Consider the following 20,579-nt stretch of genomic DNA (forward strand, 5'->3'; position numbering starts at 1 on the left):
TTGGGTTTGCCGCCGCAAGCTTCCATCGGCAATCGGATGCAGGGCACCTGGATTGAACGCGGATGGTAAAACGGATTTTGTTAACTATCACGATGGCGACGAAGTTCAGCTTCATGTGTTCTTCAATAAGAGTAGTGGCAAAGAGCTCCGATTCGAATACATGGGCGAGGTGAAGATGGCCAATAGGATTCGGGCGACGCCGAGTCTTATCACCTGGGCCGATATCAACGCTGATGGACTTCCCGATCTTCTGCGATTTTACAGCTCCGATGAGGGGACGGAGCAGCTAGTCGTCTATTTGAATAATGGACGCCTTGGTGTTGAGGCGCCTTACCTTCTGTCCTTGAATGGGTATAGGGGACTGGCGATTCCTCGATTTGTGGATGTTAATGGAGACGGGCTGCCGGATGCCGTTACGGGTTCGGAGAGCAGTCTCTTGAGCGTTTATCTCAACAATGGTTCGGCTGCCTGGGCGCGTTATCCTGGTGGGATTGATGCTTCAGTTATGGGGCTGGTGATCGGATTTGATATCGGGGATATCAATGGGAATGGGTCCGCTGACCTTTTGATCTCGACGGTCGGAAGGAAGGTTTTCGTTTATGACCCCTATTTTGGTCAGGCCACAAAGGCCCCCCATCTCTTGGAGCGGGTTTCTGTTGATACTGGTTTGGAAGAGCGTTTCAGCTACCAGTCGTCGGCAAAGGGTGATCAGCCAAGGACTGACAGTATGCCGGTAACCATGCAAGTGGTCAGGCGATATGAGGTCTCGGCCGCGACATTCGGTATTGATGGGCAATATAGGGTGCAACTCACCAAGGCGAGGGATATTGAGGCAAAGCTGCCGAGCTATAACTTCGAGGACAACGAGTTCTCAGGGTTCAAGCCGGTGACAACGATAGATTATCAGGACCTACCGGTGCCTGCGGTACCGCGGGGGCAGAAGATCGTCTCGACCTACTATACGTCCGAAGAGGGTTTTACCTGAAAGGCCAGTTGAAGCTGCGGGAAAAGTACATGCTGAGCAAAGGGTCCCTCTTTGCCAAAGAAGTGAATGAATTTGGGACTCGCTCCCTATTTAAAGATTCTGATGTTCGTGCTGTCTTTCCGAAGACGCAGGAAACCTGGATGTATGAGGGGGACAAGTTTCAGAAAGTGAGCACGAGCTACTGTACGGAAATGAAGTTTCCTGAGATGGTGCCTGCGAAGAGAACCATGACAAAGTTTATGAATGATGTTCCTGTGCAGACCACGCTGAGCTTCATGCATGTTGATGCCAGTAAAGTCGCCACGAAAGGTCTCGCTGACTGGACAATTATCGTGGCGTTTGCTGTGAAGTACGGAAAGTCCTATCGGCGCTATCATGGTCCGAAAGCGCTCAGGACGGTGATCTAAATATTTCACTTCACAAGAGCAGCAAACTCAGGCTGCGTCACCGCCTTCTTAATCAGATCCTGAACCGCAGGTCCCAGGGCCTGCGCAGTCTGATTGCAGGCGGTGATCGCATCGAAGCCGCTTTTGAAGTCGTAGTGCGTCTCGACCGTCATACTCTTCCCATTGCTGGATTCCAGTTCCAGCGCAAACTCCCACCAGCCGTTAGTTAGAGCAGCGGACGAAGAAAACGCGACCTTGGTCAGATTCCCGCTCAATTTCACGCCTGAGTCGCCGTAGACTTCGGCGAACTTAAATTCATCATTGAAAGCTTTCCGTACAAACTCGGGGATGGTCATCCCATCCGAAGCCTGAATTGGCCCCATCAGGCGACAGTTGGCATCGAAAGATCCCGTGGCGTTCAATGCTGAAAGCTGAATCTTGCTGCCGCCATACTTTTTCAACTCCAGATTATTATCAACGGAGATCGAATAACGCGCCGGCGTCATCGTCGAGCAGGCGCTGGAGAGCAGGACAGTCATGAAGGACAGGGTAAAGATCTTTTTATTCACGGCTTACACCTTTAACGGAGGGTTACCGCCTCATGACGATGAAGGCTCGTCCTTTATTGCGCGCGAATTCTGTGTAAAGCCAAAGCAGCGCTTCACCATGGTTTATAAGAACGTTCTGTGTGAACAAAGTTCCCCGTTGCGTGAACCTTTTCGTTTGTAATTCAGAACGAATCATGTGAAAAACCTTGGCCGGCTGGCTAACCAAAGGGTTGAGCCGCAGAGGGGCTGGCATAACTGCAACGAAGGACGCCACATGACAATGACTCGAATTGGACTTACCGCCCTGACTCTGACTTTTCTGACCGCTTGCGGTCAGCAGGCTCACAACAGTTCCGTCAAGGGACACCCGGAATATATCTCGGATAAATACACGGCCCAGACCGACAAAGACGGCATCCTTGTGACGCCGACCGCCGTCCCGGAATATCGTGATTCCAAGGCTGTGGTGATTTCGCTGACGGTTCTTACATCATCGGCACAGCACGCGATGGCCAAGGCACTGCTGGATAGCGGTATCGAAACACTCTACGTCATGGTTCCCCGTGTCTATGCCTATAAAACTGCGGCAGCGAGCCCGGATTTTCTTCCACTGAAACGCCTGGGTGGCGACTTGAGCCGCGTGGTTCTGGTTCCAGCGAAAGACTCAGCTGCGACGTCCGCGGAACTCTCGAAGGGCGAGAAATATCTGACAGTCTGGGCCCGCGACTGGTCGCCACAACCCGCTTACACCGCTGACGGACAGTTGGTTCTTTTGGATTTTAACTACTACTCGAACCGTGATGCCGATGACTCGGCGGCTCGCTCGCTCATCGAACTTTTCAACCAGAGTCTGCCCACTGACGCCATCCTGACAAGCCCAGACGTCGTGGCCCGCGTCAGCGTTCCCGTCTATAACGAAGGCGGGAACTTCATGAATAACGACGACGGCGCCTGCCTCATGACCACCCGCGTGACGGACGCGAACAGCGCCGACGCGATCATGGAAGCTGCTGCCGACAATCGCCGGAAGAATATCAAAAACGACGAAGTCATGGACAAGTCGGAAATTATCCGCCAGTACAAGGAAAAAGCCGGCTGTAAATCCGTGTCGATCTTCCCGCGGATTCCCTATGAAGGCACAGGCCACATCGATATGTGGGCCAAGTTCCTGGATAATAAAACTGTGATCGTGAATGAACTGCGTGATGAAATCGTGAACCTCTCGTGGTACACCGAAGAGGAAAAAGCCAAGGCCATTGAAATCCAAAACTATCTGGAAGCCCGCGCCCAGGACATCAAAAATCTCGGCTTCGATGTGATTCGCATTCCGATGCCGGCTCCCGTATTCGGCTATGCGGCTTATGCCGATGATAAGAAGACCCAGATCATCCAGGTGCCTGACATCTTCCGTTCGTACACCAACTCAATCACAGTCAATGGCTATGCGGTGACCCCACGCTATGTGGCGATGGACGCGGAAGCGGATCTCTATGATGCGAAGACCGAAAGGTATTTGGGCAGCCAGCCTCTGAAGAACGCTTACCCTGACGAGGCCTTTGTCCAGGCTTATGAGAACGAAGCCCGTGCTGCCTATGAAAAACTGAATTATAAGATGAATTTTGTAACGGTCGATAACCTGATCTCGATCGGTGGTGCGATCCATTGCACGACCATGCAGATCGCCAAGGCTCCGACCATCCTTTAAGTTCCAACACCCTATGGAGCACCGGGCCTTTGGGCCTGGTGCATTCCCTGCTAGCCGTCCATCAATTCTTGATCTGACAGCGGGCCCTTTGTCCCGAAGACGCTGGAGTGATCACAAGAGTCGAAGGCACACCCGCCTGTGGCGCCCGGTCGACCCGGAATTCGCACTTATACTGCGCGCTTTCATCCACGGCGCGGAAGGTCACGAAATGCGTGGTTCCAGGTGTGAGTTCAACGAGCAGCGGTGTTTCCCCTTCGAAAAGGCCGTTGTCGATATCCACGAAGACCTTGCTGCCCGACGACAAAAGACGTACGGGATAAAGCATGGCATGAGGCAGTTTTTTCAGGAATATCTTTTCCGGTTTCAAGACCTCGCCCGCATCACCCTGGAAGCGGATCGCTTCCTTCTGATAACCGGGGCGGCTGATTTCCATTTCATAGGCACCCGGCGCCAAACGAAGTTTCACAGGTGACTTCACATAAGCGCCATCATAGATCTTCACGCCATTGACCTTAAGGGTGATAACCTCGGGTGAGGTGCGCAGATCGATCTGAAGTTTCTTGTCAATCACCAGCTCATCGCGATTGAAATAGAGCACGCCGACCAGCATTCCAACCAGAAGCAGAATCATGGGAATTTTACTGCGAGTCGCCCGACGCGGCGGCGGCGAAATATTGTTATTCCGGGGCCTCTGCCGTGTGGCTGTATTTTCACCCTGCTGATAGGCCTGATCCACCACCATGATGCGCGACGGATGGTTCTTCTTGAAACCACCTGATAGCGTAATGGTGCGATCATCCATCAAAGGCGTCGGAGCATGATTGCTGCCCAATCGCGAGGCATCCGTGGTGGGCATTTCGCGCGCGGCTTCCGCCATCGCCGGAGGCATCGCACCTGCGGTCTGACCCACAACCATATTCGCGGCTGGAGCCACGACAGCAGGCTTCGAGGCCTGGGCCAGGGTTTCCCGAATATCTTCCTGAGTCTTATCCCGACGTTTGGCCAGGATGCGCTTCAGGAAGTTGCCGAGTTCACGCGAGGTGAATTCGGAGTAACGCGAATGGAGATAACGCGAAAGATCCTTCTCAAAGGCCGCCGCCGTCTGGTAGCGTTCCTTTCTGTCCTTCGCAAGGCCCTTCATCACGATGGCCCGAAGGTCCTTATCCACTTCCGGATTCAATTCACAGAGGTCATAGGGAATTTCGCAGTTCTGAACCTTGCGAATGCTTTCCACCTCGGACATGCCGGCGAAGAGCCGCTTCATGGCCAGGGTTTCCCACAGCACAACGGCCAAGCTGAAGACATCCGAGCGGCCATCCAAAGGTTTGGCCAGCACCTGCTCGGGGCTCATGTAGGAATATTTGCCTTTGACAACCCCAGGCTTGGTCTCGGTGAGTTTATTCTCGGCCGAGGCAATCCCGAAGTCGGTGATCTTCACATCACCTTCGTAACTGATCAGAATGTTTTGCGGGGAAATATCGCGATGCACAATCCCAAGGGGTTCGCTCGTGATTTCATCCGCTTTGGTGTGCGCATAGTGGAGCGCACGGGCCGAGCAGGCCGCGATATGCAGAGCCATGGGCAGGGACAGACGGGTCTTCGCCGTCTCGCAAGCCGACAGAAGCGAACGAAGGTCGGCGCCATCCACATGCTCCATGATCAGAGCATAGGAGCCATCGACTTCGGTAAAGTCATAAACCTGGACGATATTGTTGTGCTGAAGGCGCTTACAGATATGCGCTTCATCGCGAAACATCTCGATGAATTCCCGATCCTGCGCGTAATGCGGCAGGATGCGTTTCACGGCGACGATTTTTTGAAAGGCAGCCTCACCCACGGCTATGCCAAGATAAATCTCGGCCATCCCGCCTCGGGCAATTCTTCTGCCTAACACATAAGTGTTCTTCGCCATCGAACCTTCCTGCATTCACTATAACAGGGCTATCCCATGGGCGTTTCGGCGGTCTGTGAAAAAAATGTAGTCAGAATCGTCCATCGACCGATTTGGCAGTTTCTCAAGCCATGAATCTTGCAGCTCAAAGATCGACTTTCTGGTAATAATGAAAGTTTAAGTCCCGGCCTTAACAAGGGGTCCCAGCATTGCAATCGCGATTTATTACAGTGGAAGGCGGCGAAGGAGCCGGTAAATCAGTTTTCACTCAGGGTCTCAATCGAGCTTTGACGGCTGCCGGAATTCCGGTCGCTCTGAGCCGTGAGCCCGGCGGAACTCCGCTGGCCGATGGTCTGCGCGAACTCTTTCTGCATCCGCCCCAGGATGACAAACCCACGGCGATCACGGAACTTTTTATCGTCTCGGCCGCCCGTGCCCAGCATGTGGCGACCCGAATCGTGCCGCTTTTGGAAGGGGGGACCTGGGTCCTCTGCGATCGCTTTTACGATTCCACGCGGGCCTATCAGGGGGCCTTGGGTGGCCTGGATGAGGCTATTTTGGAGCCGATTATCGCGACCTCGGTCGGGGGCTGTCATCCGCATCTCTCTTTTGTGCTCGATTGTCCCGCTGAGCTGGCCATGGAACGGATCATGACCCGTGAAAAAGCGAAAGGTCGTGACCAGGCGGACCTCAATCGCTATGATGGTGGTTCGCAGGCCCTGCATCAGGTGCTCAGGAGCGCATACCAGGCTCTGGCCAAAAAATTTCCGGAACGTATTGTTCTGATCAATGCTGCGGAAAAGCCGGAAGCGATGGTTGAAGCGGCCATGCGTGTGATTCGCGAACGTTGGACGATATGAGCAAAGCCCCGCGTAAAACATCTTCAGAAGACATTCCCCGTGGCCCGGTCCGTTGCTTTGCGGACCTCATCGGTTTTCAGGATATCATCACAGCCTTCAATGAACTCGCGACGCGTGATCGCGTGCCGCAGGTTTTACTGTTCGAAGGCCGCCCTGCGATCGGAAAGCGCAAACTCCTGGCGCGAGTCGCCGCCACGATTTACTGCGAAACCCGGGATGGCTGCGGTCATTGTCAGGGTTGTCACTCGGTGATTCATGGATATCAGCCTGATCTTCTGTGGATCGAAAACGATGGACCGATCAAGGTCGCCGAAGCGGAAGCGATTCAGGAGCATTTGAGTTATCAGTCCTCGGGTGCGCAGCGCGTCGTTGTCATCGCGGATATTGAAGACATGAACGATCAGGCGGCCAATCGTCTTTTGAAAACGCTGGAAGAACCGCCGCCTCGCACGCAGTTTTTGATTTCCACGAGTCGTGCCCGTCAGCTGCTCGCCACCATCACCTCACGTCTTGTCCGCTGGCATGTGCAGCCGCCTCCGATCGAGTCGAGCCTGCGTTGGCTTATGGGTGCTCTGAAGGAAGCCGAACTTGCGGTCAGCGAACATGATGCCCGCGAAGCTTTGGAACGCTACAGCCTCGCTCCAGGTCGGACCCTTTTGGCCCTGAAAATGGCCAATTCCGTGGAGCAGGAGGCCCAGCATCGGCTGGCATCCTTGCTCCTCAAGCCTTTGGAAGGTAAGGACCTCCACGAACTCCAGGACCTACTGAAACAGCAGGGCTGGAAGGCAAATGAGCTTGCTCAGCACTTCGAGCTGCTATTAAATCGTTACTATAAATGGAGCCTGGGCCTGATCGCAGAACGCCCTTCGCATTGGCCTGCCTCAATTGGCGCGCCAGACCCTCGTCTATTAAGGCAGAGGCGAAGGATCCTGCAGCAGATCTATCGTGGTGGCGGACAGGGGCATAACTTTTTGAATGCCCAGCTGGCTGCCGAGGCTTTGGGTTCTGACACTGCTTTTTAAATCGCAACAAGGAATCGATCGATGAATGGAATAAATATTGTCGGTGTCCAGTTTCGACGAGCCGGCAAAATATATGATTTCGATGCCAAGGACTTCCGCCTGAGCATCGGCGATCGGGTTGTGGTGGAGACCGAGCGCGGACCCAGCCTGGCGGAAGTCAAGCGAGTGGCCTATATGGAGGCCGAACTCAATAATGAAAGCCTCAAGCCCATCGTTCGCATTGCCTCACGCAAGGACCGGGATTCCTCGGGTCGCCTCACTCCTGAATTCGCAGAGACATTCACCAAGCAAAAAATCAAGGATCTGAATCTTGAGATGCGGGTCATCAGCGTCGAGATTCAATTTGGTGGCAACAAGGTCATCGTTTATTTCTCGGCACCGGGACGCGTGGATTTCCGTGAGCTGGTCAAGGAACTTGCCGGTGGTTTGAAAACACGGGTCGAACTGAAACAGGTCGGTGCGCGGGACGAAGCGAAGCTGTCGGGTGGCATCGGGATCTGCGGCCGGGAATTCTGCTGCTCCAGTTTTCTGCGGGAGTTTGTGCCTGTTTCCATCAAGATGGCGAAGAATCAGAACCTGGCGCTGAACCCGAGCAAGGTTTCGGGTGGCTGCGGACGGCTGCTTTGCTGTTTGACTTATGAAGATGAAACCTACTCCGACCTTAGGCAGAAACTTTTGCCGAAAGGGGCTCGGGTCAAGCTTGTTGATGATAGCTACGGTGATGTCATCAAAGGCGATATTTTGAATCAGACCATGCTGGTCGAGCTGGATAGCGGTGAGCAGCGCTCGGTTCCCATTCGGGATCTGGAAGTCGTTGATGCTCGCCAGGGTGTGGTGGATGATGATTGGGGCAGCGACCTCGACTTTGGTTCACTGATGGGCGATGGTGATATCACGGCGCTGGATGACAGTGAAGAAGTCGCTCAGCAGCGCGAATCCGCAGCCGAGCCTATTCATGGGCGCGAGGCACCGCGCAGGCCTTTGCAGCCTCGTCGTGATGGGCCGCGGGAAAACCGGGATAACCGGCCGAATAAAGGTCCCCGTCCTGAAGGTGAAGCCAAAGGCAAGGGCCGCGATCAGGGTCCGCGTCCGCAAAACAATCAGGGACCGAATCCCAATAAGAAACCGCGTCCTCCCCGTGATGGACAGCCGCAGCAGAACCAGGCGCCCAAGCCCAACGGCCAAGCGAACGGTGATCGTCCCAAGATCGCGCCGAAGATTATTCCGCGCGGTCAGGCTGAAAACAAGGGTGGAAATGGTGGAGGCGAGCCTTCGGGTGGTGAAGGTGATGGCGGCGCAAGTTAACGGTCAGAAAGCAGAAAGACAGAAGAAACCATGGCCAAACTTTATTTTCGATACGGCACGGTCGGCAGCGCGAAGACTCTGAATCTTCTCGCGGTCGCCCATGCTTATCAGCAGCAGGATAAACGCGTTTATCTCATCAAACCACGAATCGACACCCGCTTCGGTGCCGAGGTCATCCGCTCTCGGGCGGGACTGACGCGGGATGCGGATCTTCTGGTGGATGAGACGAGTCGGCTTGAATTGAGCCAGCTGCACGGATATCACTGCATACTGGTCGATGAGGCCCAGTTTCTAACTCCACGCGTGATCGAGGAACTGCGGCAGGTCACAAGGCTGCTCGATATCCCTGTGATCTGTTACGGCCTGCGCACTGATTTTCGCACCCAGCTTTTCCCTGGAGCGCAGCGTCTCATGGAATTGGCCGACGCGCTGGAGGAGATCAAAACCACCTGCGCGTTCTGCAATAAAAAGGCTGTTTTTAACATGAAGCTTCTGGATGGACGCCCGACCCAGGCGGGTCCGACGGTGGAGCTTGGGACCGAGGAAAAATATCTGCCGACCTGCTGCGACTGTTACTTTAAGGCTTTTCAAACAGTTCTCCCAGAGTCCGCTTCGCCATCTCCTTAATGCTCAGCTTTCCGATGAAAATTTCCCTGCGCGGGCGTTACGTACAGTAACCCCGCCAGACGTACCTTCCTTCACCAGTTGGAGGGCTATCCGCCTCCGTCCATAAGTGCCGCGTGGGGCTTCATGAGCCGTGTAGACCGCTTTACGGAGCGCCTCGTTGGCAACTGCGCGAGGGGATGTTGTTCCTTCAAGCCATTCGTAATAGGCACTTCGGATACATAGAGTATTCAGCAAAAGACCTGGATCGGATAGACCGCGGATTGAACCTTGATGAACGAATACTACTCTACTTTTGGCCGTAAAGCAGATGGCCGCTTTTTTTATTATTTCAAGCTCCATCTTGGGGCGCTCGTTTTCATCTTTGAGCCGCGCATTCTCGCTAATGGCGTCTACTTCCGCGGAGGCTTGGTCTTGGCTATCGCGGGCTTGGCTTCGCCACCTGGAAAGGTAGCCGACTCAAGCTCTTCAACAACCTGGCTCACACTCACTCCGGGTTTTAGTGACATTTTCACGGCATTAGCTTTAAACTCTTCGCTGTATGACCTGCGATCCTTCTGCTTGCCCATACTGTCCTCCCTGATACTTGGTTGGGTCATCAGAGTGTCCGGTAAGATGGGACCACTTCAGACGACGCTTTGGGAAACTGAGGTCCCGCCCGCAAAGGACCGTATGCATCCTTACTCAAAAGCCGATCGAAATTTGTACCAGTCCGATCCTGAATCACACTGACGAAGGTGATGTCATTTACGATCCTTTTGCCGATTCGGGAGTGATCTTTGCGGCCTTGCAGGAGACGGGCTGCGTGGCACTCGGGGTCGAGATCGAACCGCTCTTCTGTGAAAAGTTCATCGCGCGCCTGGAGAATCATTACCGTCTCAAGGCGAAGGTTGTCGGCAAGGTATTTGCGATCGGGGGGAATGTCCTTAAACCATCCGGGGCAGGCTAAAGGCTTTTTCCAAGGGCATGGGCTCCATGGCATCGGTTAGCGACATTTGCTGGAAATAAGGGGCCATAACCACAATTTGTCCCCTTTGATACTTGTCTGTAAATCTAGTCTAGGGAGGATTTACCTGCGGCTTCACGCATGAGTTCGCGCCGATCTTTCAGCGTAAGTGTATCAAGGGCTTCTCCATCCTCGACTTTGTAGGATCGGTTCACACCCTCAACGTTGACCGCATCAATGTCGCCCTTCTTCAGGGACAGAGTTGAAAAATCTTCTTCGGACATGCGGATGGACTGGGGCATAAACCTCGCTTTGTATACAGTCAATTCGGGGTTAAGCTTGCCCTTGACCGCAAGGCCTAGTTTGTCTTTTTCAACGAACAGGCCACCGCTTCCAAGGTCCACACTCATAAGCTGAGCAAGAGCGTCTTGCATCGCCGGGGGCGTCCCACCCCCGATATTTCCACCGGCAAAGACTTGTCCAAACGCCATCAGGCTAAGTGACACCAAGAATACACTTTTCATTGTTCAGCCCCCGTCAAAGACGCGCTTCCAGAAATTGCAGACGCAACTGCCAAAATATCACCTTTCATTGTCGCAGCAACGGTTTGCAGTTTCAATCGGTATTCGATTCCAGCTGCATACCAAGCTTTCAGTCCATCCGTACTGAGGCTTGCCCGAAGGTTAAGAAGCAGCGAAGCTGGAGATGACAGCGAAACCATGGCTACATTGTAGCCGGCTATCCTCTTTGCCGCGCCCTCAGACGGGTAAACTGTGCCTTCGATGCAGTCGATATATCGACCGTTTTCTTCCTTAAGTGCACCAATCTCCAGGAGAGTCTCCAAGAGGGCGCCGCCTTCCAGGCCAAACTGCTTTAAAACAGTTTCCTTGTTGGCCTCGGGAACCGTTGCGGCAAAAACGAAAACTTTAAAAAGGGAATAATCGGCGGAAAGTGATTCCACAATCGCAATGCGTTCAGCAGCGATTTTCTCACCAACACCCAGGATTTCCTTTGTTTCATGGGGAAACCATTCGGCAAGCTTTTCAAGATGATTATCAGGTTTAAGGACAGCAAGAATACGATGTGCTTTACTAAAACCAATGGTTCTTTGTTCCCCAGCACTCAAACGGTAGATGGTCGAATAATCCACCCCGCATTGCTTTGAGAACCAACGCAAGCTCTCATCTCGTGCAGTAATAAATTTCTTTATTTCATCGCGCAAATACACGCTCGCTTCATGCGCCATCTTGAGTGCTCCCACTAGTGTTCGGACTTGAATTTCATAGCAGGTCTGCAGTTGACGGAGAAAACAAAAAGCTCGCGATGGGTAATAATTGAAAGAGAAAACGTTTTCAAAGCGGTTTAATAATCTTTTTTTGGTATAAGCAATTGGTTAAATCACATCAAGTCTTGCTACATTTGACGCTATGTCATTACTCAATCGAATAAAAATTTCTGAACCATTTCGTGCCGAAGTCTGCCAGGAGCACATCCCTTGAGCACGATTCCGCTTCACCAGATTAAGCATTTGAACCAGGCTCACCTTAAGCGCTTGTCCAATCATTTCGCCTTCGGCTATCCCCTCGTTAACCGCGATGGTTTGCGGTCAATAAGAAAGCGGGAGTTGCCGATGACGATTGATGAGTCCTATCCCAGATCTCACCTATACACTTTGGAATCCTTCCTCAAGGCCCTCAAAAACACCATGTTTGCTCTCGCCCACATGCTTATCGTCGTCACCTCACCTTCTCAGGCCTCGGTCCTGGTGATGCCTGAAAATGCAACGGTCACAAGCATTGGTCAGGGATTCATCGACTCAACCAAAACCATCGTCCCAGGCTGCGTTTCCGGCGAAATCGAGCTACAGCCTGCGGAAATCGCTTCTATGGAATTCAGCTCAGGTGAGGAGGCAGAAACCACTTTTTCAAGCATGTCTGGCAAGGTCAAAGGAAGCGTAAACCTCCTGGTGGCTGGGGCGTCGGGAAGCATGCAGTTTATTGAAACAAAAAACAATGAACAGACCGGAATGTCATCCTTTCTAAATTTCACCTACGCGAAATCCAGGGCGAGAATAAAGGAGCCAACCCTTACAGCCCTTGGGCAAGGCACTTTGTCCAGGCCAGCTGACAAAATTCTGGAGATTTGTGGTTCGTCCGTGATGAACGAGGCCACCCTTGGAGCCCATCTGAGTATCGTCGCGCGTTTCGTCTATGTAGGGACCAGCGAGTACAAATATTCAAAATCCAAAGTCAAAGCAGAAGTTTTGGGAGCCACAGTTAGTAAAAAGTCCAAGGTCTCAGAGTCCGAAGAGATCACAAAAGAGTTTGTTCTGAACGTTGACGCCTATCAATATGGAGGAGATACGTCGGCGCTTCGGTCCATACTTGCTAATGGACAAAAATACTGTGCCTTGAGTAATCCGGATGCCTGCGCCGATACATACAAAGCTCTGGTACGCTATGCACGGGAAGGCTTTAAGGATTCTGTGGCTTCGGCAAACGTGAATTCATTGGCTGCCCTCAACATAACGACAACTCCATACAATGAGCTTTACCTTCCCGTTCAGTTTCCCACCTATACCTGGAAAACGTCCTCCCTTTCGTTCAAGAACGCTGCAATCACGGCCTATAGAAGAAGTCTTGTTGCCCTTCTGGCGGAAAAGGAAAAGACCGAGGCTCGACTCCACTCCGGGATATTTGCCGGGGAAACGGCGCAGAGTCTGACGAGTAAGCTTAATCGTCTGAACGATGAAATTGAATCCGTCACAGGCCGGATAGACAGATGCGACTTTTCGGGTCCGAATGAATCCTGGTTATGTGAATTCTAAGACCCGATAGGAATGCCCAAATTAACAATTTGCCACCATGCGGAGGTGAATCGACGGAGTGTTGCCTAATTTATCTGAAACACCAACATTTGTAAGGAAATTTCAATGCGAAAGTCGAAGATTTTGATATCTGTGCTGGCCTGCGCTGCGGTTGCAGGTTGTTCCAACGATGACAATAACGAGCACTCTGCTTTGAAGGATTCCACGCTGTCCAATGACGCCTTTGCCTATTCCTTTTTAGGTCAAGCGTATGATACCCGGCGGGTAAAAACCCTGAACGTTTCTTGCGCCACTGGTAATATCAAGGAAAGTCTCGTAAGCGACAGTAACTTCGTTCTCGACTACGATCTTTCCTATCAGGACTTTCTGGACAAGACCCAGGGAAAACTGAGCGCTGACCTGAATCTTCCGGCAGTCAGGGCAGGCCTTGGCGCGCAATATGCGAAAGAAAACGCTGCTACATCTTCATCCACCACATTTGTCTTTAACTGGCAGATGACCAAAAAGCGTGTCGCATTTGACGAGAATACTTACCGGGTCGCGGACAAAGGTCAGCAATTTATCAACGGCGATAAAGCCCAGCTCCAGGAACGCTGCGGCGACGAATTCATCACAAATGTTGACTATGGCGCTTCCTTTTTTGTGACCATGAAGGTTGACTTCCTGAACGATAGCGACAAAACAGATATTGGCGGAAAGCTGAAGCTTGCTGTGGGCAAAGAGAATATCGACATTGTCAAAATCGAAGGTGAACTAAACAAAATCGACCAGAAGAAAAAAGAGTCGGTTAAGCTCTCGATTCGAGCGAGACAGGTCGGTGGTGACCCTATCCAGCTTACGTCCTTCCTGAGCGACAATGTTGTCGAATGTACTCTGGCTAACCCCAAGCCCTGCTTTGATCTCTACAACCAGGCCATCAGATATGCCAGGACCAGCGTCCCGGCCCAGCTGACCAACGATGCGGCATTCGTTCCTGTTCGCTTTCTGACCAAGAACTATAAGGAATCGGGCCTTGATGAACTGGTTCCCTCAGGCGGCTATCAGTTTATTGATGCATTGACCAAAGCGAAACGCCGCGAAATCGAAGCCCAATATCAGCAGAACCTTGTCGATTACCAGCGTGCAGCAGACATCCTTAGAAAGTATTCGGACTATCTTGAGGAAGCTCAGCTCGAATCCATAACAAGCATCAAGGACATAACCTTCAACAACGCAGCCGTTCTTGGAGACGTTTCATTGGTTTGCTTCGATGCACCAACCAGCTGTATTTCATACTCCAAGGCCGCAGAATCCGGGATTAAACCCTACGACAGGTCAAAGCTGGCCCTGCGCAGCTCCATGTCCGACCTTAAAGATGTACGCCTTGGCTCCTGGTCCTTCGGATATCCGAAGGACGCCAGTGCATTCGTCCAAAAGGTTATCAACGGCAACAGCACTCTGGAAGATCGTCAGGGAATTGCCCTGAGGACAAATACGGGGGAAATGGTCCGTGTTGTGACATATGTCTCTGAAATAGACTGCACAAAATATGCTGGGATTATCAGCTCGTCCTCGCCACTTTCAATTATCACAAGCAACGACTATGGGATTCGGTTCAGCAACGACGATTTCGGTGGGGATTATTCTTTCTTCCTGGAAGCAGCATTCAGGAAACAAGCGGCCGGTAAATGCCTCTTTGTCTCAATGCATCCAGCGGAGCCTCATGGCCAGAAGCTTGACCTGAATGTCCCTTCGGAACTCAGGACCTTCATACGTCGTATTCTTGAATCAGCAAAATAAGGAAATGAACAATGAAATACGTCTTTTCCAAGCTCCTAGTTCTGCTTGCAGTCGTTTACGCGTCCAATGCGTTTGCCATAAGCGATAAATTCTGGGGATATTGTAAGGACGGGAAAGCTTATCATGACGAGGCTTTAACCCAACCTAAAACTGATGCTGACAAAATCTGTCGACTTCCAGACGCTTTTGCAGCTGGATATACCGATGAGGCAGCTGTTAGGTGCTGGACCCTCCAGGAAGAACATTGCCAAATTGGAGGCGGTGGCGTGGAAGAAGTGCTCGGCGACCATAATGTTCCACGAGGCGCCTTTTTCCTGCAGACCAACCTCGACCCGACTCTCACAGGTGGCGTGAAACAAATGAGGTGCATGTGCGGGTGCTTTACCCCGGATGTTGTTCTGGATACCACGTCCGGATCGAAAACCATCCTGGAGCTCTACGAGTCGGCAAACACGGACCCTTTCCGTTTAATTACACAAGCGGAAATGTTCTCGCCTGAATATACAGTTTCACCATGGCTGACGCGCGGTGCATTTACCGTGGGCCCTGAGGAGAAGCCGGTGTTCAAGTTCACAACTGACAATGGCGAGTCTATCAGCGTTACAGAAAAGCATCCGATGGTTTTGAACGTCAACGGCGAATACGAATTGCGCGTCGCCCGCGAAGTTAAAGAAGGCGATTTATTCGTGGCGAAGGACGGAACCAGTCGGACTGTGGTACGGGTTGAATCTTACAAGCTTCCTAAAGAGAACAACCTTGTCTACAACATCAATACCATGGGTGAAAGGGTCCTCGATCACGTGATTACAGCCAACGGCATCCTCGTTGGCGACCTTTATCTGCAAAACTTCCTAAATGAACGCACACAAAGAGTCGAGAATATTCAGATTCTTGAATAGTTAACAATCCCACTTAGGGTAGCGGGGGGACTCCCCTGTTACCCATTTTTGAGGCTATAAAGTGATGATGAGTAGAAAAACAAAAAATCTTTTGGTTTGCTCTATGGTGGCTTCTGCTTCAGCTATAGGGTGGCATTTCGCAAAGTCATCAGAAACTATCGAAAAACCTACGGCGGCTCCCCAGGCTAAAGTCAGCAGGGAAACCGTAGAATCGTTTGCATCAAAGAATATTGAAAATTTCGAGCACCGCGAGACGGAAAAGAAGAATTGGATTGTGGACTTCGAGCCACTGACCAACAAAGAGCAGGAAGAAGTTGCGATCGTTCACAAGCACATCAAAGAACTCAATATGACGGGCAGAATTGATTCCGACAAAATGAATGAATTACAGGGTGTTGTTTACAAATATCAAGAGAGAATTTTTGCTGATGCGGGTCGTCGAATTATCCTGGAGAGTCCAGAATTAGTGAAGTCAAAGGAGGGTGCCGATACGGTGGTAACCTTGATTGATACGCTCGCTTATTTTAGCCGGAATAGTACTGACTGGCCGCTTGCCATGGAAATCCTTCGCGACATCGGAACACGGCCCCTGACCTACAGCTCAACGCTATCCCCGGAGCAAGCATCGACCGCAAATATAACCATGCAGGCATTCGAGCAGTTCGCCAGATATAAGCCGGAAGAAGCCATGGAATTTATATTAACCAGCGTTGATAAAGAAAAGCGCGGGCCGTACATTTCCTATTTTAAGACGGGTTTGGCTCTCGCGGGATTTTCCAAGGACGACATTTACCAAAGAGTATCCAGACTGATTTAGAGAATCGGCGTGTAGGAAGGGGGCGCTAATGAAAAAATTTGTCTTTGCATTGATATCGCTCGGGTCTTTAATGATCGGCGGAAATGCGTCGTCCAGGCCTATCCCAACGGACCTTTTGGGTCCTGTTCAGCACGGAGTCCTTGAAAACTCAGGAATCAAATTCGCTTATTGCGATAGCGAGCATGCAGGGTCTTCGCCAGAAATCTGCAGTCACCCTATTGATGGCAGTTGGGATGCACAGCGCGGGCAAAATCACACGTTTTGGGTCGGGCCACCAGTAAACCAGGAAGCTTTACGCACCGCAGGCTATTGGCAGCGGAAAAAACTGACTTGCACCTACTGTCGAGCTGGAAACTCCAACGGCCCTCTCAGAGGAACGGGCAGAGCGACGAACGTTGTTCCGGTGAATGCTTCTTTTGTTGTTACTGGCGCTATACTCGGTCCAGGTGGGCCTTGTTATAACGCATGGCCTATGGCGGAGGGTCTTTGCACCCCACGCGACATAATTTTCGGGCGGCCTTCATATACCCCAGAACAGTGCGTTGCAGCCTGTACCCAAGCCTGGCAGCAGCAGGTCGTGCGATTTACGTGTGAGTATAGTGGGTTCTCCAACTTCGACGGTGACCCGGAATGCGAGACAGCGCTTGGGAATTAACGTTTTTTGATAATGTAACAATACATAGGACTAGCCAATGAGTCTGCGCTTTCTTATCCCAATTTCTATGATTCTTTTCATGCATGAATCATCGGCCTTCTGCCAAATAATGCCAGCACCTGTGGATTTGTTGGCCAGGCCCGAACCTGGTGTGCACGTTACTGGCAATCTAACGTGGGCATATTGTTTTGAAGAGTGGATCAAAGACGCTCCTGAAGTATGTGATCTTCCGCAAGATGCCTGGAATCATGGTTTACCAGCTCCAGCAACGTTTTATGTTGGTAAACCTGTTTGGGACACCCTCCAAGTCCGCACGCTTCTTAAAGATCATCGCAGATTGGCGTGCTTATATTGTCACGCAGGCGCGTCAAATGGCCCGCTTCGGGGAAAAGGAGTTACAGGCAGAAATGCCGTTCCTATATACGGGTCATTTGTGGTAAAGGCGTCTGAGATTGGGATGCACGAGTACTGCAGTAGCAGTAACCTTTACAGTATGTGTATGACAGGCCCTGGTTCTCCTTGGAGTCTGTGGGACTGCGTAAATGCTTGCGAGAATGCTTGGAAATCAAAAACGATACGTATTTCATGTGACTGGACAGGAACATCGAATTTCGATGGTGACCCAACCTGTGATGAATTCTTGTAAAACGAGGGGATAGCTTATATGCAAATCAAAACAGCACTACTAGTTTCAACTGCAACATGCGCCCTACTCGCTTCAGCTTGCGGAAGTGACAAAGACAGCAAGAAAAAAGAAGCTGACCAAACCGTCATTGAACGGTGGAATCCCGAAAAAATTGAAGGTTCGTTTGTAGGCGTTGGGCCTTGGACCTTGCAAATTCCGACCGGTGACAAACTAAAATCGTATATTTGGACCGATGATGATTCGCTCACTAAGTTGATTGAAAGCAGTGAGATTCCTTTTTCTGCAATTATTGACTCCAAAGGTACAAAGGCAAATTTCGCTGCAAAATTTGTCAAGGACCATTGCGAAAATTACAAAGTAGCTCCAACTGCTGGAGAATCAGGCGGCAAGACGCCAAACGAAATCAATTGGTTTCTGAAGAATCAAGGTGCAAACTTCGAGGCCTTCTCTGCTATCGCAACCGCTGAAAAATTCAATTCTTGCATTACGATGACCATCCGCAGTTCCGAAAGCCTGCCCGCCTTGGCAGATGACGGTGATGTCGTCAGATATTTAAAAAGTATTGCAGACGGCATTTCTTTTAACCGATTCACCTTCGTACATTTCAACGTCCAGCGTATTCAAACATATCTTGTGACGGCCTTGAGCGATGGAATGGATTTTACAGAATCAAATGGAATCCAAACTGGCACTGCTAATGATATTTTCTTTACCATTGATGGCAAAAAAAATGAGCTACTAGGTGAAGCGTTCACAGGTGAATGCGAAAATCAAGTTTTCAAGGATGCTTTTTCAGACGTCGAAAAGCAAGAACTGGGGCTGTATGCAAGCGCTGAAATTGACGCAAAATACAGTTCAAAAATTGTATCGTCAGATGGCAAACATAACCGAGTAGTCGAGGGCGTTTTCAAGAATGCAAGAGACTCAACGTGCCTTATTTTGAAATTTAGCCTCGCCAACCCAGTCGATTCGATTTCTGTGGTGCATGATGACAAAGCACTTGAAGAAGAGTTGGTGTACCAACTTAAAATCACTACTCTTGTTCCGAAGACTTAAGCTCAGCATCGCTCCGCAATGGAGGGTTCAGCCAAATCGGGCAAAGGGTGAGAGTTACTCACCCGGCCTCCCCCCAAGTCTAAAGCTCTTGATCTGCGCCGGATCAAGAGAGCCTTAAACCAGAAAAATTTAGTCATCATTCAATTGTGGAGTATCCATGCGCCTACGATCTAGTGCCCTATTCGCTTTAGCTGCTGTAATTGCTGTTTCCTGTGGAAAAACTGCAAACCAATCCACATCCGACTTGTCTTATAAACTGTACGATCCATATTCGCTTAAAAAACTTCTAATCAATAGAGTTGATAGCGGAGAAATCAAGGTATTTGTTGTTGGAGAGGAGGTGGAATTTCCCGGATTTCGTAGAGCCTTTTCTTAGGCCACGCGAGCAGCGCTTGTCAAGCTTTCGTATTCGACAGGGCTCACGCCTCCTATCGATGAATGCCGACGCTGTCGGTTATAAACATTCAATCCATTCTGTGATTGCCGTTTTCGCCTGCTCCTTGCTGATCCATGATTGCCTGTCGATCAGTTCTCGCTTGATGGTGGCGAAGAATGATTCGGCGATACTGTTGTCCCAGCAATCGCCTTTGCGGCTCATGCTCTGGACGACCTTGAACACGCCGAGCAGATCCCGGAATTCACGACTTGCATACTGGATTCCCTGATCCGAATGGATGATAAGCCCGTCCTTTATTTGTCGCCTGTTTAGCGCCATTTTAAGCCCTTCATTGACCATTCTCGTCTCCATCGAATCTTCGACTGAAAAACCTACGACTTTCCGCGAATAAACGTCGAGAAAGACGCAAAGATATAGCCATCCCTGTTGCGTCCACACATATGTCAGATCCGTTACCCACAGACGATTTGCTGCCGATCCAAATTCCGCGAAACGTCTTTCGACCAGGTTCGGCGCTCGCTCCAGCTTGTGGGAGGACTGAGTCGTAACCCTAAACTTCTTCGGCTTGCGAGCTCTGATTCCCGACTCTCTCATGATCCGTGCGATTCGATGTTTACCTGCAGGTACGCCCTTGGATTCCAGCTCCAGTTTGATTCGGGGACTTCCGTATGTTTTTCGACTCGCCTCAAACTCAGCTTTCACGTGAAGGCTCAACACGCGGTTCTCTTTGGAGCGCGACGACTCCGGACGCGATTTCCAGGCATGGAATCCGGACTCGGATACGCTGAAAATCTTGCACAGCTTTCGGATTGGGTATTTTGTCTTCTCCGCGTCGATGAAGGAAAACCTTACATCTGCTGCTTCGCGAAGAAGACTGTGGCCTTTCGCAGGATCTCGCGCTCCATACGAAGCTCCTTGTTCTCGCGACGAAGCGCAGCAAGTTCTTGTTTCTCGGCCGTCGTTAGCGCGCCTGCAGGGCCGTTTCCGGTGTCTACAGCGTCCTGCTTGATCCAGTTGCGGAGATTGCCCTCACTGATCCCAAGGTCTTTGGCCACAATGGCTATGGACTGACCTGGGCTTTGGGCAAGCCTGACCGCTTCAGATTTGAACTCGGGGGAAAAGGTGCGACGCTTACTTTTTGATTTGGCAGACTTTTCTGGCTTCAAAGTTAGACTCCCTATATTCATGGATTCATCTTAACAGATGGCTCCACGGAATCCGGGTAACTTCA

The 20,579-nt window shown here is 51.1% G+C and carries 21 protein-coding genes; 13 read left to right on the forward strand and 8 right to left on the reverse strand.

The window, feature by feature from the left end:
- Positions 1–52: 52 nt before the first annotated feature.
- Both VFO10_RS07495 and VFO10_RS07500 read left to right on the forward strand, forming a co-directional pair.
- Positions 53–985 carry a VCBS repeat-containing protein gene (locus VFO10_RS07495; protein WP_325138638.1) on the forward strand — a complete coding sequence of 311 codons (933 nt, stop codon included), beginning with the start codon at positions 53–55 and terminating at the stop codon, positions 983–985.
- Positions 986–1,014: 29 nt separating this feature from the next.
- Positions 1,015–1,392: a hypothetical protein gene (locus VFO10_RS07500; RefSeq protein ID WP_325138640.1), complete on the forward strand. Its 378-nt coding sequence runs from the start codon at positions 1,015–1,017 to the stop codon at positions 1,390–1,392.
- Between the two features lie 5 nt (positions 1,393–1,397).
- Here the strand turns inward: VFO10_RS07500 and VFO10_RS07505 are convergent, their stop codons facing one another.
- Positions 1,398–1,940 (reverse strand): hypothetical protein, encoded by a 543-nt coding sequence (locus tag VFO10_RS07505; protein ID WP_325138642.1) that lies wholly within the window; start codon positions 1,938–1,940, stop codon positions 1,398–1,400.
- Positions 1,941–2,193: 253 nt separating this feature from the next.
- On the opposite strand from VFO10_RS07505, the gene VFO10_RS07510 reads away from it, so the two are divergent.
- A complete protein-coding gene (locus tag VFO10_RS07510; RefSeq protein ID WP_325138645.1) occupies positions 2,194–3,624 on the forward strand; it encodes an agmatine deiminase family protein in 1,431 nt (476 codons plus the stop codon).
- Between the two features lie 61 nt (positions 3,625–3,685).
- On the opposite strand, the gene VFO10_RS07515 is transcribed toward VFO10_RS07510, so the two are convergent.
- Positions 3,686–5,536: a serine/threonine-protein kinase gene (locus VFO10_RS07515; protein ID WP_325138647.1), complete on the reverse strand. Its 1,851-nt coding sequence runs from the start codon at positions 5,534–5,536 to the stop codon at positions 3,686–3,688.
- A 188-nt stretch (positions 5,537–5,724) separates the two neighbouring features.
- Between VFO10_RS07515 and tmk the strand changes: the two genes are divergently transcribed.
- Genes tmk through VFO10_RS07535 form a run of 4 tightly spaced genes read left to right on the forward strand, consistent with a single transcriptional unit; the run spans position 5,725 to position 9,329 of the window.
- On the forward strand, positions 5,725–6,375 hold the full coding sequence (gene tmk, locus VFO10_RS07520; RefSeq protein WP_325138649.1) for a dTMP kinase: 651 nt from the start codon (positions 5,725–5,727) through the stop codon (positions 6,373–6,375).
- Complete coding sequence (locus VFO10_RS07525; protein ID WP_325138651.1) at positions 6,372–7,397, forward strand: hypothetical protein; 1,026 nt, start codon at positions 6,372–6,374, stop codon at positions 7,395–7,397. Before tmk ends, VFO10_RS07525 begins: the two co-directional genes overlap by 4 nt.
- A gap of 21 nt (positions 7,398–7,418) precedes the next feature.
- Positions 7,419–8,702: a regulatory iron-sulfur-containing complex subunit RicT gene (ricT, locus tag VFO10_RS07530; RefSeq protein ID WP_325138652.1), complete on the forward strand. Its 1,284-nt coding sequence runs from the start codon at positions 7,419–7,421 to the stop codon at positions 8,700–8,702.
- Positions 8,703–8,732: 30 nt separating this feature from the next.
- Positions 8,733–9,329 carry a thymidine kinase gene (locus VFO10_RS07535; RefSeq protein WP_325138653.1) on the forward strand — a complete coding sequence of 199 codons (597 nt, stop codon included), beginning with the start codon at positions 8,733–8,735 and terminating at the stop codon, positions 9,327–9,329.
- Positions 9,330–9,718: 389 nt separating this feature from the next.
- Here VFO10_RS07535 and VFO10_RS07540 read toward each other — a convergent pair whose 3' ends face one another.
- Positions 9,719–9,895, reverse strand: a complete 177-nt coding sequence (locus tag VFO10_RS07540; protein WP_325138654.1) for a transposase — start codon at positions 9,893–9,895, stop codon at positions 9,719–9,721.
- Positions 9,896–9,912: 17 nt separating this feature from the next.
- On the opposite strand from VFO10_RS07540, the gene VFO10_RS07545 reads away from it, so the two are divergent.
- Complete coding sequence (locus VFO10_RS07545) at positions 9,913–10,275, forward strand: DNA methyltransferase (RefSeq protein WP_325138655.1); 363 nt, start codon at positions 9,913–9,915, stop codon at positions 10,273–10,275.
- Between the two features lie 104 nt (positions 10,276–10,379).
- On the opposite strand, the gene VFO10_RS07550 is transcribed toward VFO10_RS07545, so the two are convergent.
- Both VFO10_RS07550 and VFO10_RS07555 read right to left on the reverse strand, forming a co-directional pair.
- Positions 10,380–10,796 carry a hypothetical protein gene (locus VFO10_RS07550; protein WP_325138656.1) on the reverse strand — a complete coding sequence of 139 codons (417 nt, stop codon included), beginning with the start codon at positions 10,794–10,796 and terminating at the stop codon, positions 10,380–10,382.
- On the reverse strand, positions 10,793–11,518 hold the full coding sequence (locus VFO10_RS07555) for a hypothetical protein (RefSeq protein WP_325138657.1): 726 nt from the start codon (positions 11,516–11,518) through the stop codon (positions 10,793–10,795). The genes VFO10_RS07550 and VFO10_RS07555 overlap by 4 nt, the downstream gene beginning before the upstream one ends.
- Positions 11,519–11,767: 249 nt before the next feature.
- Between VFO10_RS07555 and VFO10_RS07560 the strand changes: the two genes are divergently transcribed.
- The 5 genes from VFO10_RS07560 to VFO10_RS07580 all read left to right on the forward strand — a co-directional run bounded on the left by VFO10_RS07560 (position 11,768) and on the right by VFO10_RS07580 (position 18,951).
- Positions 11,768–13,099, forward strand: coding sequence for a hypothetical protein (locus tag VFO10_RS07560; protein ID WP_325138659.1), 1,332 nt, complete (start codon positions 11,768–11,770; stop codon positions 13,097–13,099).
- A gap of 105 nt (positions 13,100–13,204) precedes the next feature.
- Complete coding sequence (locus tag VFO10_RS07565) at positions 13,205–14,878, forward strand: hypothetical protein (RefSeq protein ID WP_325138661.1); 1,674 nt, start codon at positions 13,205–13,207, stop codon at positions 14,876–14,878.
- An 11-nt stretch (positions 14,879–14,889) separates the two neighbouring features.
- Complete coding sequence (locus VFO10_RS07570) at positions 14,890–15,777, forward strand: Hint domain-containing protein (protein WP_325138663.1); 888 nt, start codon at positions 14,890–14,892, stop codon at positions 15,775–15,777.
- A gap of 61 nt (positions 15,778–15,838) precedes the next feature.
- Positions 15,839–16,594: a hypothetical protein gene (locus tag VFO10_RS07575; RefSeq protein ID WP_325138665.1), complete on the forward strand. Its 756-nt coding sequence runs from the start codon at positions 15,839–15,841 to the stop codon at positions 16,592–16,594.
- A 1,319-nt stretch (positions 16,595–17,913) separates the two neighbouring features.
- The gene (locus VFO10_RS07580; protein ID WP_325138667.1) at positions 17,914–18,951 is read left to right on the forward strand and encodes a hypothetical protein; all 1,038 of its coding nucleotides are present in this window, start codon (positions 17,914–17,916) and stop codon (positions 18,949–18,951) included.
- A gap of 372 nt (positions 18,952–19,323) precedes the next feature.
- Here VFO10_RS07580 and VFO10_RS31385 read toward each other — a convergent pair whose 3' ends face one another.
- Genes VFO10_RS31385 through VFO10_RS07590 form a run of 3 tightly spaced genes read right to left on the reverse strand, consistent with a single transcriptional unit; the run spans position 19,324 to position 20,514 of the window.
- Positions 19,324–19,419, reverse strand: a complete 96-nt coding sequence (locus VFO10_RS31385) for an IS3 family transposase (RefSeq protein ID WP_414697016.1) — start codon at positions 19,417–19,419, stop codon at positions 19,324–19,326.
- Entirely contained in the window at positions 19,406–20,185 is a 780-nt protein-coding gene (locus VFO10_RS07585; RefSeq protein ID WP_325138670.1) for an IS3 family transposase, read from the reverse strand. Before VFO10_RS07585 ends, VFO10_RS31385 begins: the two co-directional genes overlap by 14 nt.
- Positions 20,186–20,196: 11 nt before the next feature.
- Positions 20,197–20,514 carry a transposase gene (locus tag VFO10_RS07590; protein WP_325138668.1) on the reverse strand — a complete coding sequence of 106 codons (318 nt, stop codon included), beginning with the start codon at positions 20,512–20,514 and terminating at the stop codon, positions 20,197–20,199.
- Positions 20,515–20,579 lie beyond the last annotated feature (65 nt).

The organism is Oligoflexus sp., from assembly GCF_035712445.1.
Lineage (GTDB): Bacteria > Bdellovibrionota_B > Oligoflexia > Oligoflexales > Oligoflexaceae > Oligoflexus.

Bases quoted from the DNA above. Each gene is read 5' to 3' on its own strand.
- VFO10_RS07500 (WP_325138640.1), top strand. From the start codon at position 1,015: ATGCTGAGCAAAGGGTCCCTCTTTGCCAAAGAAGTGAATGAATTTGGG.
- VFO10_RS07565 (WP_325138661.1), top strand. From the start codon at position 13,205: ATGCGAAAGTCGAAGATTTTGATATCTGTGCTGGCCTGCGCTGCGGTT.
- VFO10_RS07535 (WP_325138653.1), top strand. From the start codon at position 8,733: ATGGCCAAACTTTATTTTCGATACGGCACGGTCGGCAGCGCGAAGACT.
- ricT (WP_325138652.1), top strand. From the start codon at position 7,419: ATGAATGGAATAAATATTGTCGGTGTCCAGTTTCGACGAGCCGGCAAA.
- VFO10_RS07510 (WP_325138645.1), top strand. From the start codon at position 2,194: ATGACAATGACTCGAATTGGACTTACCGCCCTGACTCTGACTTTTCTG.
- VFO10_RS07515 (WP_325138647.1), bottom strand. From the start codon at position 5,536: ATGGCGAAGAACACTTATGTGTTAGGCAGAAGAATTGCCCGAGGCGGG.
- VFO10_RS07580 (WP_325138667.1), top strand. From the start codon at position 17,914: ATGCAAATCAAAACAGCACTACTAGTTTCAACTGCAACATGCGCCCTA.
- VFO10_RS07555 (WP_325138657.1), bottom strand. From the start codon at position 11,518: ATGGCGCATGAAGCGAGCGTGTATTTGCGCGATGAAATAAAGAAATTT.
- VFO10_RS07525 (WP_325138651.1), top strand. From the start codon at position 6,372: ATGAGCAAAGCCCCGCGTAAAACATCTTCAGAAGACATTCCCCGTGGC.
- VFO10_RS07570 (WP_325138663.1), top strand. From the start codon at position 14,890: ATGAAATACGTCTTTTCCAAGCTCCTAGTTCTGCTTGCAGTCGTTTAC.
- VFO10_RS07550 (WP_325138656.1), bottom strand. From the start codon at position 10,796: ATGAAAAGTGTATTCTTGGTGTCACTTAGCCTGATGGCGTTTGGACAA.
- VFO10_RS07540 (WP_325138654.1), bottom strand. From the start codon at position 9,895: ATGGGCAAGCAGAAGGATCGCAGGTCATACAGCGAAGAGTTTAAAGCT.